This window comes from Azospirillum sp. UENF 112521 (genome assembly GCF_058780665.1).
The window spans coordinates 645,726-660,933 of sequence record NZ_JBSNCI010000005.1 but is presented as its reverse complement, the minus strand read 5'-3'; the positions used below and the strand labels follow the sequence as shown (position 1 = coordinate 660,933).

11 protein-coding genes and 1 pseudogene are annotated in these 15,208 nt (G+C 66.2%); 3 read left to right on the top strand and 9 right to left on the bottom strand.

The features are described from left to right. The first annotated feature begins 96 nt into the window (after positions 1 to 96). Complete coding sequence (locus ACWPN8_RS27875) at positions 97 to 663, top strand: cupin domain-containing protein (RefSeq protein WP_109450923.1); 567 nt, start codon at positions 97 to 99, stop codon at positions 661 to 663. Positions 664 to 708: 45 nt separating this feature from the next. Here the strand turns inward: ACWPN8_RS27875 and ACWPN8_RS27870 are convergent, their stop codons facing one another. From ACWPN8_RS27870 to ACWPN8_RS27850, 5 genes are all read right to left on the bottom strand, one after another. Further along, positions 709 to 1,539 carry an ABC transporter permease gene (locus ACWPN8_RS27870; RefSeq protein ID WP_492243109.1) on the bottom strand — a complete coding sequence of 277 codons (831 nt, stop codon included), beginning with the start codon at positions 1,537 to 1,539 and terminating at the stop codon, positions 709 to 711. Next, a complete protein-coding gene (locus ACWPN8_RS27865; protein WP_109450921.1) occupies positions 1,536 to 2,786 on the bottom strand; it encodes an ABC transporter permease in 1,251 nt (416 codons plus the stop codon). Before ACWPN8_RS27865 ends, ACWPN8_RS27870 begins: the two co-directional genes overlap by 4 nt. A gap of 313 nt (positions 2,787 to 3,099) precedes the next feature. After that, a complete protein-coding gene (locus ACWPN8_RS27860) occupies positions 3,100 to 4,146 on the bottom strand; it encodes an ABC transporter substrate-binding protein (protein ID WP_109095744.1) in 1,047 nt (348 codons plus the stop codon). A gap of 67 nt (positions 4,147 to 4,213) precedes the next feature. Next, the gene (locus tag ACWPN8_RS27855) at positions 4,214 to 5,323 is read right to left on the bottom strand and encodes an ABC transporter ATP-binding protein (RefSeq protein WP_109095743.1); all 1,110 of its coding nucleotides are present in this window, start codon (positions 5,321 to 5,323) and stop codon (positions 4,214 to 4,216) included. A gap of 362 nt (positions 5,324 to 5,685) precedes the next feature. Next, positions 5,686 to 6,792 (bottom strand): TRAP transporter substrate-binding protein, encoded by a 1,107-nt coding sequence (locus tag ACWPN8_RS27850; protein WP_109095742.1) that lies wholly within the window; start codon positions 6,790 to 6,792, stop codon positions 5,686 to 5,688. A 455-nt stretch (positions 6,793 to 7,247) separates the two neighbouring features. Here ACWPN8_RS27850 and ACWPN8_RS27845 point away from each other — a divergent pair, with 455 nt between their 5' ends. Beyond that, positions 7,248 to 8,939: a diguanylate cyclase domain-containing protein gene (locus tag ACWPN8_RS27845; RefSeq protein WP_492243108.1), complete on the top strand. Its 1,692-nt coding sequence runs from the start codon at positions 7,248 to 7,250 to the stop codon at positions 8,937 to 8,939. Between the two features lie 14 nt (positions 8,940 to 8,953). Here the strand turns inward: ACWPN8_RS27845 and ACWPN8_RS27840 are convergent, their stop codons facing one another. The 4 genes and pseudogenes from ACWPN8_RS27840 to ACWPN8_RS27825 form a co-directional block, all read right to left on the bottom strand. Continuing rightward, on the bottom strand, positions 8,954 to 9,043 hold the full coding sequence (locus ACWPN8_RS27840; RefSeq protein WP_492243107.1) for a hypothetical protein: 90 nt from the start codon (positions 9,041 to 9,043) through the stop codon (positions 8,954 to 8,956). A gap of 139 nt (positions 9,044 to 9,182) precedes the next feature. Beyond that, a pseudogene (locus tag ACWPN8_RS27835) lies at positions 9,183 to 10,025 on the bottom strand (zinc-binding metallopeptidase family protein); the annotation flags it as partial. 67 nt (positions 10,026 to 10,092) lie between these two features. After that, a complete protein-coding gene (gene glgX, locus ACWPN8_RS27830) occupies positions 10,093 to 12,459 on the bottom strand; it encodes a glycogen debranching protein GlgX (RefSeq protein WP_492243106.1) in 2,367 nt (788 codons plus the stop codon). Positions 12,460 to 12,500: 41 nt separating this feature from the next. Then, a complete protein-coding gene (locus tag ACWPN8_RS27825) occupies positions 12,501 to 13,538 on the bottom strand; it encodes a LysR substrate-binding domain-containing protein (protein WP_492243105.1) in 1,038 nt (345 codons plus the stop codon). 121 nt (positions 13,539 to 13,659) lie between these two features. On the opposite strand from ACWPN8_RS27825, the gene ACWPN8_RS27820 reads away from it, so the two are divergent. Then, the gene (locus ACWPN8_RS27820) at positions 13,660 to 15,111 is read left to right on the top strand and encodes a catalase (RefSeq protein WP_492243104.1); all 1,452 of its coding nucleotides are present in this window, start codon (positions 13,660 to 13,662) and stop codon (positions 15,109 to 15,111) included. The last annotated feature ends 97 nt before the right edge of the window (positions 15,112 to 15,208 follow it).

Below are 15,208 nucleotides of genomic sequence, written 5' to 3'. Positions count from 1 at the left end.
TAAATTAAACAACCCCTGTTTAGCTGTTCATATTCTGATGACGGGGTTGCGCGAATGGGCTATTGCCTAGAGCGGGTGAGGAGCAGGAGTCCGGTGATGGAATTCGATGTCGGCGCCAGGTTGAAGCAGATCCGCGAACAGCATGGGCTGTCCCAGCGGGCGCTCGCCCAGCGAGCCGGAGTGACCAACGGCACGATCTCGCTGATCGAGCAGAACCGCAGCAGCCCGTCGGTGTCGTCGCTGCGCAAGGTGCTTCAGGGAATCCCGATGACCCTGGCCGAATTCTTCTCCTCCGATGACCTGCCGCCGCCCGAGCAGATCTTCTTCAAGGGCGGCGAGCTGATCGAACTGGCCGGCGAACTGAAGGGCACGGTCGGCCAGGTTTCCTTCCGTCAGGTCGGCGACCTGCGCAGCCGCAACCTGCAAATCCTTCACGAACGCTACGCCCCTGGCGCTGACACCGGCCGCACCATGCTGCAACACGAGTCCGAAGAGGGCGGCATCGTCATCAAGGGCCAGATCGAGCTGACGGTGGGTGACCGCAAGCAGCTTCTCGGCCCCGGCGACGCCTATTTCTTCGACAGCCGCGTGCCGCACCGCTTCCGCAACGTCGGCGACATCGAGTGCGAACTGATCAGCGCCTGCACCCCGCCCTATCTGTGAGCGGGATCGGGGAAGAGTACATTCTCCTCCCCGTCATCGACTCCCCTACTCCGCGTTCCCCTTCAGCCGCTCGTTGCGCCGGCGCAGGATTTCCAGCGTCGACAGCATGCAGACCGAGATCACCGTCAGCACCACCGCCACCGCGGTGATGGTGGGGCTGATGTTCTCGCGGATGCCGCTGAACATCTCACGCGGCAGCGTGCGCTGCTCCGGCCCGGCGAGGAACAGCACCGTCACCACCTCGTCGAAGCTGGTGGCGAAGGCGAACAGCGCACCCGACGCCAGGCCCGGCAGGATCAGCGGCAGGATCACCTTGCGGAAGGTCAGCAGCGGCGGCGCCCCCAGCGAGGCGGCGGCCTTCGCCAAGGTCATGTCGAAGCTCTGCAAGGTCGCCGACACGGTGATGACGACGAAGGGGGTCGCCAGCGCGGTGTGGACCAGGATCAGGCCGAGATAGTTGCCGGTCAGCCCCAGCGGCGCGAAGAAGAAATAGACGCCGACCGCGGTGATGACGACCGGGACCACCATCGGCGACAGCACGATGGCCAGCACCAGCGGCTTCCACTTGCTCTTCCACTGGGCCAGCCCCAGCGAGGCCAGCGTGCCCAGCGCCATCGACAGCATGGACGACGCCACGCCGATGATGACGCTGTTCTTCAGCGCGTTCATCCAGCGCGCGGAACCGAGGAAATCCTCGTACCAGCGCAGCGACAGGCCGGGCAGCGGATAGGTCAGGTAGGTGCTGGAGCTGAAGGAGAGCGGCACGATCGCCAGGATCGGCGCCATCAGGAAGATGAACACCAGCGTGGAGGCGACGATTGTCGCGATCCAGGCGAAACGCTGGCTGGCGGTCTGGGGGGAATGGTTCGCGCTCAATTCTTCAGACCTCCCGTCGTCTGGCGGCCGAGCGCCAGCTTGCCGTAGACAACCGCCAGCACCAGCGTGGAGAGCAGCAGAACCGCACCCAGCGCCGAGGCGAGGCCCCAGTTGACCGTTTCCGTGGTGTAGAAGGCGATGAAGGACGAAATCATCTGGTCGGCCGCCCCGCCGACCAGTGCCGGCGTGATGTAGTAGCCGATGGCCAGGATGAAGACGAGCAGGCAGCCGGCGCCGATGCCCGGAATGGTCTGCGGCAGGTAGATGCGCATGAAGGCGGTCGCCGGCGGCGCGCCGAGCGAGGCGGCGGCCCGCATGTAGGCCGGCGAGATGCCGCGCATGACGCTGTAGAGCGGCAGGATCATGAAGGGCAGCAGCACATGGGTCATCGCCATGTAGACGCCGAAGCGGTTGTAGATCAGCCGCATCGGCTCGTCGATCACGCCCAGCCATTGCAGCGAGCCGTTGACGATGCCCTCGCTCTGCAGGATCACGATCCAGGCGCAGGTGCGCACCAGGAGCGAGGTCCAGAAGGGCAGCAGCACGAAGATCATCAGCAGGTTCGACCGGCCGGTCGGCAGGTTCGCCAGCAGATAGGCGACCGGGAATCCCAGGATCAGGCAGAGCGCGGTGACGCCGAAGCCGATGGTGAAGGTGCGGATGAAGACGTCGCGGTAGATCGCCTGATCCGGCGGGGCGGCCACGATGGCGCCGTCGGTGTTGCGGGTCAGGTCGACCGCGGCCAGCAGGTAATAGCTGGTGACCGGGCCACTGGCACTCTTGATCGCCGTCCAGCTTTCGCGCTCGCCCCAGGCGGGCGAGAGGCCGATCAGCGTCTCCTTCGCGGTGCCGGGAGCGGGCTGCTCCTTCAGCTTGCGCGCGGTGGACAGCAGCGTCGTGCGGTAGCCGTTGACGATGTAGTTCAGCCGCTTGGCCGCGACGGCCAGCGTTCCGGCCTCGCGCGCGGTGCGCATGTCGGCGGCGAGCGCGGCGAAGGCGGCCTCGTCGGGCAGGCCCTGGCCGTTCCAATGCTCCAGCGCCGCGACGGTCTGCGGCATCACCTGCGGCACCTCCCAGTCGTCCGCGGACTTCCAGATCATGCCGGCGAGCGGCACGACGAAGGTGAACAGCAGGAAGGCCAGCAGCGGCAGCACCAGACCCAGCGCACGGAACTGCCGGGCCCGCTCGGCCCGTTTCAATCGACGCTTCAACGGCACGTCGGCGCCGGCAACGAATGCGGCTGTCATCGGCATTGTCCTGTTGGAAAGACGCAGGTGCATAGAGCCCCAAAAAGCCGGGACCATCCCCTCTCCCCCCCGGGGAGAGGGTGAGGGCGAGGGGGACGCATGGCGTCCGGTCACCGAAGGGCGGGAAATAGTCCGCCAAAAAAAACTTAAGTGGGGGAGGCGCTTATCGGCCCGACGCGTGCCGCTGTGCATCCCCCTCACCCCGACCCTCTCCCCGCTTTCGGCGGACCAAAGGTCCGCCTGTCGCGTCAGCGCAAACGAAGTTTGCGCGTGAGCGGGGGAGAGGGGGTATGAGGTGGCCCTCAGATAAAGCTTACTTGGCCGCCCACTTGTTGAAGCGCTCGGTCAGGCGGTCGATGTTCTCCAGCCAGAAGTCGGTGTTGATCTCCACCGCGCTCTTCATGTTGTCCGGCGCGGTCGGCAGGTCGGCCAGGACCGCCTTGGACAGCAGCGCCGGGGCCTTCTTGTTCGAGGTGCCGTAGGCGATGCCTTCGGACAGCTTGGCCTGGTTCTCCGGCTTGCCGACGAAGCTCAGGAACTTGTAGGCGGCATCGACGTTCGGGCTGCCCTTCAGGATGACCCAGCTGTCGACGGTGTAGAGCGCGCCGTTCCACACCATGCCGAAGTTCTTGCTTTCCTTCTTGTTGGCGGCGTCGATGCGGCCGTTGTAGACCGAGGTCATCGCCACTTCGCCAGACGCCAGCAGCTGCGGCGGCTGGGCGCCGGCCTTCCACCAGACGATGTCGTTCTTGATGGTGTCGAGCTTCTTGAAGGCGCGGTCGATGCCGGCCTCGGTGCCGAGCACCTTATAGACGTCGGCCGGCGCCACGCCGTCGGCCATCAGCGCGATTTCAAGCGTGGTCTTGGCACCCTGGCGCAGGCCGCGCTTGCCCGGATACTTCTTGGTGTCGAAGAAATCGGCCCAGCTCTTCGGCGCGTCCTTCAGCTTGTCCTTGTCGTAGCCCAGGACGAAGTCATAGACGATGGCGCCGACGCCGCAGGCGTTGACGGTCGACGGCAGATAGGAATCCTCGCCGCCGATCTTGGAGAAGTTCATCTTCTCGTACAGGCCCTCGTCGCAGCCGAGCGCCAGCTCCTCGCTCTCGACCTGCACCACGTCCCAGGTCGAGGCGCCGCCCTGGACCTTGGCGCGCAGGACGCCGACGCCGCCGTCCCAGGACTCGTCGTTCATCGCCGTGCCGGTGGCCTTGAACGGCTCGAAATACACCTTCTTCTGGACGTCCTGATAGGCGCCGCCCCACGACACGACGGTGAGGTCGCGGGCGCTGGCCGCCGATGACAGGGCCGTGAGGGCGGTGAAGGTCGCAGCGAAACCGAGAGCCACCTTAATCTTCGACATGATCCCCGTCCTTATTCGTCGTGGTTGTTGTTGCTGGAAGGCACCCTGGTGCTGAGGAACCACGTCCTCAGACCGGATCGAGCGCCCGGCAGTCCTCCGGGCGGAAAGCGATGTAGACGTCCTGGCCCGGCGCCAGGCCGGCATAGGAGCCGGCCGGCAGCTTGACCATGAATTCCGGGTTGGCCGGGGTGCTCAGCACCGCCAGCGTGTGGTCGCCGAGATAGATCAGGTCGGTCAGCGTCGCCGGCAGACGGTTCATCGTGCTGTCGCCGCTGTCGCCGGTCTCGATCGCCACGCGTTCCGGGCGGAGCGACAGCGAGGTGCGGTTGCCGGCGCCGCCGATGTTCACCGCCTGCGCCACCACCGAACCGCCGGCATCCAGCGCGACCCGCGCCCAGCCCTGTTCGATATTTTCGACAACCCCGCTCAGAACATTGTTCTCGCCGATGAAGTTGGCGACGAAGCTGTTCACCGGCCGCTCGTACAGCGCATCCGGCCGGTCGATCTGCTGGACGATGCCGTCGTTGAAGACCGCGATGCGGTCGGACATCGTCAGCGCCTCGCCCTGGTCGTGGGTGACGTAGACGACGGTCAGGCCCATCGTCTCGTGCAGGCGCTTGATCTCCAGCTGCATATGCTCGCGCAGGCGCTTGTCCAAGGCACCCAGCGGCTCGTCCATCAGCACAAGCGCCGGGTTGAAGACCAGGGCGCGGGCGAGCGCCACGCGCTGCTGCTGGCCGCCCGACAGCTGGCCGGGACGGCGGCCGGCGAGGTTGCCGAGCTTGATCATGTCGAGCGCGGCCCGAACCCGGTCCTTGGTTTCCGCCTTGGAAATGCCGCGGACCGACAGCGGAAAGGCGACGTTTTCCTCGATGGTCAGGTGGGGAAACAGGGCGTAGTTCTGGAAGACCATGCCGATGTCGCGCTTGTGCGGCGGCACGTTCTTGATCGGCCGGTCGCCGATGAAGATGTCGCCATGGGTCGGCACCTCGAACCCGGCCAGCATCATCAGCGTGGTGGTCTTGCCCGACCCCGACGGCCCGAGCAGCGTCAGGAACTCGCCCTTGCGGATGTCGAGATCGAGGCTTTTCACCACGAGATGCTCGCCATCGTAGGTCTTCTGCACCCCGGTGAAGCGCACCAGGGTATCTGTCGTCGCGATCATCCCGCCGTCCATCCGTCCGCTCCCGTCACAGGCGACCTGCGGCCGGGTACGCCACCCCGGCCCGGTCCGTCTTTGTGGCCCTGACGGTAACACGCGTTTAAGAAAATAGACAAGAGGAATGACTATGTCTTGATCAATTCAACAGTTTGCCGATTTTTTGTGCAAATGCGAAGGCGATGCCCACGCTTAGACCGGCAGTGTGCTCCATCCGCGTGCGATTGAGAAGACCGATGATCGAGATAGCGGACATACGGCGGCGTGAAAATCAGTGTTTGCCATGAAGGCAGGGGCGAATCGCCGCAGGCGACCCGCCCCTGCCTTCATATCGTTGCCCGAAGGTACCGACCGGTGGCCGGCGCCTTCGGGCAATGCGGTCAGCGCTGCTGCGCCGCCTGGCTGTAGACGAAGCTGTCGAAGCCGTTCTCGGCGACGCGGAACCACAGGCGCTCCTGCTCCAGGAACGGCTTCCAGCCGTCATAGACCTTCTTGAAGCGGGGATTGCTGGCGGCCAGCTTGTCGTAGAATTCGAACGCCGCCTTCTCGCAGGCCTGCATCATGTCGCGCGGGAAGGGACGCAGGATGGCGCCGGCACCGACCAGACGCTTCAGCGCCGCGGCGTTCAGCGTGTCATACTTGGCGATCATCCAGCTGTTCGCCTCCCAGCAGGCCTGCTCCAGGATGGTCTGGTAGGATTTCGGCAGCTGTTCCCAGGCCTGCATGTTGAACATCAGCGGGATCTGGGCCGAGCCTTCCCACCAGCCGGGGTAGTAGTAGTATTTGGCGACCTTGTGGAAGCCGAGCTTCTCGTCGTCATAGGGACCGACGAACTCCGCCGCGTCGATGGTGCCGCGTTCCAGCGCCGGATAGATGTCGCCGCCGCCGAGTTGCTGGGGCACGAGGCCGAAGGGCGTCAGGATCTGGCCGACCAGACCGCCGATGCGCATCTTCAGGCCCTTCAGGTCGTCCAGGCTCTTGATCTCCTTGCGGAACCAGCCGCCCATCTGGGCGCCGGTGTTGCCGGCGGGGATGTGGTGGATGTTGTAATCCTTGAACACCTCCCGCATCAGCTCCAGCCCGCCGCCATGCATCATCCAGGCGATGTGCTGGCGGGTGTTCAGGCCGAAGGGCATGGCGGTGTCGAAGCAGAAGGTCGGATCCTTGCCGACATAGAAATAGGCCGCCGACTGGCCGCACTCGACCGTGCCGTTCTGCACGGCGTCCAGCACCTGCAACGCCGGCACGATCTCACCGGCCGCGAAGGTGCGGATCTGGAACTTGCCGTCGGTGGCGTCGGACACCCGCTTGGCGATGAATTCGGCCGCGCCATAGATGGTGTCGAGGCTCTTGGGATAGCTCGACGCCATGCGCCACTTGATTTCGGGCTGGGAGGATTGCGCGATGGCCGGAGCCGCGACAGTCCCGGCGGTCCCGGCGGCGGCAAGGCCGACGCCGGCGCTGGTGAGAAACGCACGCCGTTTCATGATGAGGACTCTTCCCGATCTTATGGTTCGTTGGGCCACCATGATAGCGCAACCAACCCTTCGGGGAATCCCTCCATTGACGGGGCGGCGTGGTTTGGAGGAAGATTCTTGCGGCGCAAACGAAAAATCCAGCCTCATCGGGCTGGATTTTCGGCGACGCAGCATTATTTGTTGTTTCTATCGCCTTTCAGGCGTTTCCTCCCTAAACTCGGGCCGCGGCTGTATTGCTAGCGGCCTTTTCCTTTTTACGCAATATGCTGAAAGTCAGCTTTGCGAACTTTTTTGATCGCCATGCGCTCGAAACGGGTCCGCAGCGCGACCGGATACGCCCGCAGATTGCACAGCAAAGTCATGGTTCCGCTTGACCCTTTATAAAGGGCTGGGATGATAGAGCGTCGCTACAGACCGTTCCTCATCCGGCCTGGGCCGAGATCGCCCGAAAGGATCATGCCACGATGACGGCCATTGGACAGCCGAGCGCCAGCGCTGCCGGAGAGAGCAGCAGACCGGCCCGCAAGCCGGGCCACGCCATCGGCCTGCGAACGACCGTTGCGGTCACCGTGGCCGTCCTGCTGCTCGGCTCGACGCTGGTGAAGGGGCTGGTGGTCGGCAACGGTGCGGCGGATGCGCTGGCGAAGGAGGTCGGCAACTCGATGACCGGGCTGGCGCAGTCGCTGGCCCGGCAGCTCGATTCGACCATGTGGGCGCGCGCCAACCAGATCGCCGCGCTGTCGCGCATCGACGCGCTGAAGGACCCGGCGGTGGCGCAATCGACCATCGACGAGCTGAAGCGCCGCGACCCGACCATCGCCTGGATCGGCATGACCGATGTGAACGGACGGGTGGTCGCCGCGTCCAACGGGTTGCTGATGGGGGCCGACATTTCCACCCGGCCGGTCCACCAGGAAGGCATGAAGGGTCTCTATGTCGGCGACGTGCACGAGGCGGTGGCGCTGCGCGGCAAGGTGCCTTACCTGGAAGGCGAGACGCCGAAATTCGTCGACGTGTCCGCCCCGCTTCAGAAGGCGGACGGCAGCACCGTGGGCGTGCTGGCGACCCATTACAGCTGGGAGTGGGCGCATGCCCTGATCCGTCAGCTGGTCGAGCCGCTCGCCGACCACAAGGGGCTGACGCTCTACATCCTGTCGGCCGACGGAACCGTGCTGATCGGGCCCGATTCGGCCGTCGGCAAGCCCCTGCCGGTGGCGACGCTGAACTCCAGGCTGCGCGACGGCTGGCGCAGCGAGGTCTGGCCCGACGGCATCACCTATGTGACCGGCGTCGCCCATGGCAGGGGGCTGCACGATTACGCCGGGCTGGGCTGGACCGTCGTCGCCAGCCAGCCGGCCGACATCGTCAATGCCGAGACCGACCGCCTGCGGGCGATGATCATCGGGTCGGGCGCGCTGCTGGCCCTGCTGTTCAGCGGGATCGGCTGGATCGCCGCCGGCCGCATCGCCCGGCCGCTGGGTGCCATCGCCGATGCCGCCGAGCAGATCGGCAAGGGCGAGCGCGGCGTCGCCATCCCCGATGTCGGCGGTGCGGCGGAGATCCGCCGGCTTTCGGCGGCGCTGCGCGACATGATCGACAGTCTGACCAACAAGGATGCCGCGCTGATGCGGCTGGAGGACATCGCCTACGAGGACCGGCTGACGGCTCTGCCGAACCGGCGCTATTTCGAGCAGTATGTCGAGGCCTCCACCGGCACCGGCGGCGGCTCGGCGACGGTGATGTACATCGATCTCGACGGTTTCAAGCCGGTGAACGACCGGCTGGGCCACGATGCCGGCGATGTCGTGCTGCGCCAGATCGGCGGCCGGCTGGCCAGCATCTTCCGCGACGACGACGTGGTCGCCCGGCTGGGCGGCGACGAGTTCGCCGCCGTGCTTCCCCGCCGCGCCGGCCGGCCGGCCCCGGACACCACGGAGCTGGCCGCCCGGATCATCGCCGCCGTCAACGAGCCGGTGTCGTTCAACGGCGAGCGAATCAGGGTCGGCTGCTCCATCGGCATCGCCTCGTGGCCGGAGGACGACCGCGACATGGCGACGGTGATGCGCCACGCCGACGCCGCGCTTTACAAAGCGAAGCGCGACGGGCGCAACCGCGCGGTGCGCTGGCTTCGGTCGGTGATGGGGGCGCAGGGTTAGGGAGCCGGCATCCGTTACAGCCCCCGCACCATCCCGTTCATGAAGCCCAGCTTCTCGATCACCGTGGGCGACAGGATGAAGGGGTAGAGGTCCGGCTGGCCCATGCTGCGGTTCAGGCTGTTGACCGCATAGGTCAGCGGCAGCCAGGGGTCGATCAGAATCCTCGATCCGCCGGGCCCGGTGCGGGTTGAAGTCGACCTCCGCCTCCAGTTCCGCCCCCTCGGTGATGCGCGGCCGGATCTTCAGCCCGAAGGCGCGGGCGGTCTCCAGCGTGTCGACGATGTGCAGGTAGTGCGCCCAGGTCTCGGCAAAATCCTCCCACGGGTGGGCGGTGGCATAGGTGCTGACGAAGTTGGCCTGCCAGTCGGTCGGCGCGCCGTTGGCGTAATGGCGCTTCAGCGCCTCACCGTAATCCTCCCGCTCGTCGCCGAACAGGGCGCGGAACCGCTCCAGCAGCGCCGGATCGTCGCGCACCAGACGGTCCCAGATGTAATGGCCGATCTCGTGCCGGAAATGGCCGAGCAGAGTGCGGTAGGGCTCGCCCATGTCGGTGCGGCGCTTCTCGCGCTCGGCGTCGTCGGCCTCGGCGACATTGATGGTGATCAGGCCGTTGGCATGGCCGGTCAGCACCGGCGTCACCGTGCCGTCGGGCGCCACCGTGTCGGACAGGAAGTCGAAGGCCAGCCCCTCCTCCGGATTCTCGATCCGGGTCTGCAAGGGCAGCTTCAGGTTGGTCAGGGTGTAGAACAGGTGGTGCTTGGCCAGCTCCAGCTTGCGCCAGCGCGTCAGGTTGTCGGTGTCGGACAGGTCGGGAATGATGTGGTTGTGCCGGCAGGCGGCGCAGTGGGTGTCGGCCGAATCGGCCGGCAGCATCCAGTTGCAGGCGTCCAGTTCGGCGTTCGCGCAGAATTTGTAGAGCGGTTCGCTGGTGGCGAGCGCACTCCACACCCCGTCATGGTCGGTGGGGTCGATGGCCGACAGGGTTCCGACATCCGGCAGATAGCCGAGCCGGTAGCCGCAGCGTTCGCACAGCGTGTTCTCGAAATAGAGAGGCTGGTGGCAGTTCTGGCATTCGTAGAGTTTCATGGCGGGCTGTCCGGGGTCCGGGAGGCCCCCTCTCCCTTGCAAGGAGAGGGGGAAACAAGGCGATGGGTCAGGTGGATGTCTTCGCGGGGGCTTCGCCCGTCGCCGGTGCGGGCTCCGCAACCGCTTCTGCCTCGGCCGGTTCCTTCGTCTCCGCAGGCTCCACGGCCTCCGACGGCTTCGCCGTCTCAATGGTCTCCGACGGCTTCGCCGTCTCCGCGCTCTCCTCGCCGAAGGACAGGGTCGGGCTTTCGGCGACGTTGCGCAGGGCACGGGCGGCGCGGCGGAGCGCGAAGGAGGTCTTGCCGTCCGGCTCCAGCGCCAGCAGCAGCAGCGAGCGGCCGGTCACCATATAGCCCTCGCCGGTGTTGACGCGCGGCACCTCGTCCGGGTCGGGCAGGTTGGTGTCGAGCAGGCAACGCCAGACGCTGCCACCGGTCACCTCCGGCAGGGTGAACTCCACCACGTCATGGTGGGAGTTGATGACCAGCAGCAGGGTGGCGTCCATCGCCGGGCGCTTGATGCCGCTGGCTTGGCCGCGGCCGTCCAGCAGCATGCCGAGGCAGCGGGCGTTGCCGTCGTGCCAATGGCTCTCGTCCATCTCGTCGCCGGCGGGGGTCAGCCAGGTGACGTCCTTGACGTCGAACTCTGCATTGTATTCGCCCGACAGGAAACGGCCGCGGCGCAGCATGGGGAAGGACTGGCGGATCGCGATGACGCGGCGGACGAACTCGATCAGCGACTGGCCGTCCTCGTCGATGTCGTCCCAGTTCAGCCAGGCCGTTTCGTTGTCCTGGCAGTAGGCGTTGTTGTTGCCGTGCTGGGTGTTGCCGAACTCGTCGCCGGCCAGCAGCATCGGCGAACCCTGCGACAGCAGCAGCGTCGCCAGCAGGTTGCGCTTCTGCCGTTCGCGGAGCGACCTGATCTCCGGATCGTCGGTCGGCCCTTCCGCCCCATGGTTCCAGGACAGATTGTGGGAGTGGCCGTCGTTGTTGTCCTCGCCGTTCGCCTCGTTGTGCTTGTCGTTGTAGGAGACGAGGTCGTTCAGCGTGTAGCCGTCATGGGCGGTGATGAAGTTCACACTGGCCCAGGGCTTGCGCCCACGCTTGTTGAAGACGTCGCCCGAACCGCAGAGCCGCGGCGCCACCTCCGGCAGCTTGCCCTCGTCGCCCTTCCAGAAGGCGCGGACGGTGTCGCGGAACTTGTCGTTCCACTCCGCCCAGCCCGGCGGGAAGTTGCCGACCTGATAGCCGCCGGGACCGCAGTCCCACGGTTCGGCGATCAACTTGACGCTGTTGAGGATCGGGTCCTGCAAACAGCTGTCGAGGAAGCCGCCGCCCTCGTCGAAGCCATACGGTTCGCGGCCGAGGATCGTGGCGAGGTCGAAGCGGAAACCGTCGACATGCATCTCCGTCGCCCAGTAGCGGAGGCTGTCGGTCACCATCTGCAACACGCGCGGGTGGCTGAGATTGACGGTGTTCCCTGTCCCCGTCTCGTTGATGTAGTAGCGCTTCTGGTCCGGGAGCAGGCGGTAGTAGGAGGCGTTGTCGATGCCCTTGAAGGACAGGGTGGGCCCGCGCTCGTTGCCCTCGGCCGTGTGGTTGTAGACGACGTCGAGGATCACCTCCAGCCCGGCATTGTGGAGATGGGCGACCATCTCCTTGAATTCCTTGATGGTGTTGCCCGACGCGGCATAGCGCGGCTCCGGCGCGAAGAAGCCGATGGAGTTGTAGCCCCAGTAGTTGGCGAGATTCTTGTCGACCAGATGCTGGTCCTGGACGAAGGCATGGACCGGCAGCAGCTCAACCGAGGTGACGCCGAGCGACTTGATGTAGTCGACGACCTCCTTCACCGCCATGCCGCCATAGGTGCCGCGCAGGCTGTCGGGCACCGCCGGATGCAGCTTGGTGAAGCCCTTCACATGGGTTTCGTAGAAGATGGTGCGGTCCCAGGCGGTGCCGGGCTTCAGGTCGCGGCCCCAGGTGAAGGCGGGGTCGATCACCTTGCACTTGGGCATGAAGGGCGCGCTGTCGCGCTCGTCGAAGGTCAGGTCGTCGCCCGATTCCATCACATAGCCGAAATGGGCCGGGTTCCAGCGGATCTCGCCGACCAGCTCCTTGGCATAGGGGTCCAGCAGCAGCTTGTTCGCGTTGAAGCGGTGGCCGTTCTCCGGCTCGTAGGGGCCATGCACGCGGTAGCCGTAAAGCAGGCCGGGGCGGGCGTCGGGCAGATAGCCGTGCCAGATCTCGTTGGTGAATTCGGGAAGCTCGATGCGCTCAAGCTCCTCCTCGCCGCTTTCATCGAACAGACACAGTTCGACCTTGGTCGCGTTCGCGGAAAACAAGGCGAAGTTGACGCCAAGCCCGTCCCATGTCGCGCCCAGAGGAAAGGGCAATCCTTCACCGAGCCGCGTTGCCTGTTTCAGGATATTTGCCATGATCGCCCGTTTCTCCGCCTGGATCGAAAGTCATTCCCGCGTCACTGGACAGTGAGAGGCGCGGGCCGAGCCTTCAACCCAGCCGATGGGCGCTTGTTCCTTCCGGCCTCAGTCATCTCTTCGGGATAGAACGGATTCCGTGCCCGGCGGCAGAGTGCGGCGCAGCAAGGCCGCCAGATCATGCAGGCCGCGGTCGCGCGGATCGCTGCTGCGCCAGACCAGACCGATGACGCGGCCGGGCGGCCGCCCCCCTGCGGATGCCCCGTCGAAGGGACGGTAATCGACCAGCCCGCCGACGGTCGCGGTCCGGCCCTCCTCCCCCTGGTCGCCAGCAACGGCATCAGCGTGCAGCCCGCCCCGGCCGCCACCATGTGGCGCAGGGTTTCCAGCCCGGTCGCATGCACGCCGCCGCCCCGCGCGCTGAGGCCGCAGGCGGCCAGCGCCTGATCGCGCAGGCAATGCCCCTCCTCCAGCAGCAGCAGCTCCGCCGGATCGAGATCGCCCAGCGACAGGTGGGGAGCGCCGCACAGGCGATGGCCGGCGGGGTGGGCGAGCAGGAAAGGCTCGAAGAACAGCGCTTCGGCGGCCAGCCCGTCGCCGTCCACCGGCAGGGCCAGCAGCACGGCGTCGAGCCGGCCGTCGCGCACCTCCTCCAGCAGAGTTTCGGTGCGGCCCTCCGACAGGATCAGCGTCAGGTCGGGCCATGCGTCGCGCAGTTGCGGCAGGATATGCGGGAACAGATAGGGGCCGAGCGTGTGGATCGCCGCCAGCCGCAGCCGGCCGGTCAGCGCCCCGTCCGACCCGTCGGCCAGCGCCAGCAGGCGCCGCGCCTCTTCCAGCACGACGCGGGCCTGGGCGACGATGGCCTCGCCGCGCGGGGTCAGCAGGACCTTGCGGCTGGTCCGCTCGAACAGGGAGAGGCCGAGCAACTCCTCCAGCTTGCGGATCTGGGCGCTCAGCGACGGCTGGCTGACAGCGCAGCGTTCGGCGGCCCGGCCGAAATGGCGCAGCTCGGCGACGGCGACCACATATTCCAGGTCACGCAGGGACAGGCCGGAGAGATTGCCGGAGACATTCATAGACGATGCCTATTGGTGCATTTCCTTCTATGTCTTGGATATATCGTTCAAGACGCCGGATAACCAGGGGCGAGACAATGATGCCGCTTCAGGCAACACCGCCCCAACGAGGATGACCCGGATGAGCACCCTGACCACCAGCTTCGGCCAGCCCGTTCCCGACAACCAGAATTCGCTGAGCGCCGGGCCGCGCGGTCCGCTGCTGCTCCAGGACTTCCACCTGATCGAGAAGCTGGCCCACTTCAACCGCGAACGCATTCCGGAGCGCGTGGTGCATGCCAAGGGCGCCGGCGCCTACGGCACCTTCCGCGTCACCCGCGACGTGACGGCGTGGACCAAGGCCGCCTTCCTGTCGGGCGTGGGCAAGGAGACGGGCGTCTTCCTGCGCTTCTCCACCGTCGGCGGCGAGAAGGGGTCCGCCGAAGCCGCCCGCGACCCGCGCGGCTTCGCGGTGAAGTTCTATACGGAAGAGGGCAATTACGATCTGGTCGGCAACAACACGCCGGTCTTCTTCCTGCGCGATCCGCTGAAGTTCCCGGACTTCATCCACACCCAGAAGCGCAACCCGGCCACCAACCTGAAGGATCCCACCGCGATGTGGGACTTCTTCTCCCTGTCGCCGGAGACCATGCACCAGTTGACCATCCTGTTCAGCGACCGCGGCACCCCACGCGGCTATCGCCACATGGACGGCTTCGGCAGCCACACCTTCTCGTGGATCAACGCGGCGAACGAACGCTTCTGGGTCAAGTACCACTTCAAGACCCGCCAGGGCATCCAGAACCTGACCGCCGGGCAGGCGGAGACCATGAGCGGCATCGACCCCGACCACGCCACCCGCGACCTGTACGCCGCCATCGAGGACGGCGACTTCCCGGCCTGGACCGTATCGGTGCAGATCATGCCGGAGGTCGAGGCCGACGCCTACCGCATCAACCCGTTCGACCTGACCAAGGTGTGGCCGCATGCCGACTACCCGCTGGTCGAAATCGGCGAGCTGGTGCTGAACCGCAACCCGGAGAATTTCTTCGCCGAGACCGAGCAGTCGGCTTTCAGCCCGGCCAGCGTGGTGCCCGGCATCTCCTTCAGCCCGGACAAGATGCTGCAGGGCCGGCTGTTCGCCTATGCCGACGCCCATCGCTACCGGCTGGGCGGCAACTATGCCACCATCCCGGTGAACAAGCCGCAGGGCTGCCCGGTCCACAACTACCAGCGCGACGGCGCCATGCGCACCGACGGCAACGGCGGCGGCCGGCCGAACTACGAGCCGAACAGCTTCGGCGGTCCGACCCAGACCGGCGTGGCGAGCGAGCCGCCGCTGCGCATCAGCGGCGACGCCGCCCACTACGACCACCGCGAGGGCAACGACGACTATGCCCAGGCAGGAGCCCTGTTCCGCCTGATCGGCGGGCAAGCGCAGGACCGTCTGATGGACAACATCGCCGGCAGCCTGCGCAACGCCCCGCTGAACATCCAGCAGCGCCAGCTGAACCATTTCCTGGCCGCCGACCCCGCTTATGGCGAGGGCGTGGCCAAGCGGCTGGGCCTGACCGTGGCGCAGTCCGCCGAATAACCCGATTGTAAGGTGAGTTTCCCGGCCCTTTCGCTGCGTCGCGCAAGGGCCGGCTTCGAGATGCCGCGCCTGCCCCCGCGGGCGCCGGCATGATTGC

Excerpts from the sequence above, each read along its gene's own strand:
- ACWPN8_RS27875 (WP_109450923.1), top strand. The coding sequence starts at position 97 with ATGGAATTCGATGTCGGCGCCAGGTTGAAGCAGATCCGCGAACAGCAT.
- ACWPN8_RS27865 (WP_109450921.1), bottom strand. The coding sequence starts at position 2,786 with ATGACAGCCGCATTCGTTGCCGGCGCCGACGTGCCGTTGAAGCGTCGA.
- ACWPN8_RS27860 (WP_109095744.1), bottom strand. The coding sequence starts at position 4,146 with ATGTCGAAGATTAAGGTGGCTCTCGGTTTCGCTGCGACCTTCACCGCC.
- ACWPN8_RS27855 (WP_109095743.1), bottom strand. The coding sequence starts at position 5,323 with ATGGACGGCGGGATGATCGCGACGACAGATACCCTGGTGCGCTTCACC.
- ACWPN8_RS27850 (WP_109095742.1), bottom strand. The coding sequence starts at position 6,792 with ATGAAACGGCGTGCGTTTCTCACCAGCGCCGGCGTCGGCCTTGCCGCC.
- ACWPN8_RS27845 (WP_492243108.1), top strand. The coding sequence starts at position 7,248 with ATGACGGCCATTGGACAGCCGAGCGCCAGCGCTGCCGGAGAGAGCAGC.
- ACWPN8_RS27840 (WP_492243107.1), bottom strand. The coding sequence starts at position 9,043 with ATGGGCCAGCCGGACCTCTACCCCTTCATCCTGTCGCCCACGGTGATC.
- glgX (WP_492243106.1), bottom strand. The coding sequence starts at position 12,459 with ATGGCAAATATCCTGAAACAGGCAACGCGGCTCGGTGAAGGATTGCCC.
- ACWPN8_RS27825 (WP_492243105.1), bottom strand. The coding sequence starts at position 13,538 with ATGAATGTCTCCGGCAATCTCTCCGGCCTGTCCCTGCGTGACCTGGAA.
- ACWPN8_RS27820 (WP_492243104.1), top strand. The coding sequence starts at position 13,660 with ATGAGCACCCTGACCACCAGCTTCGGCCAGCCCGTTCCCGACAACCAG.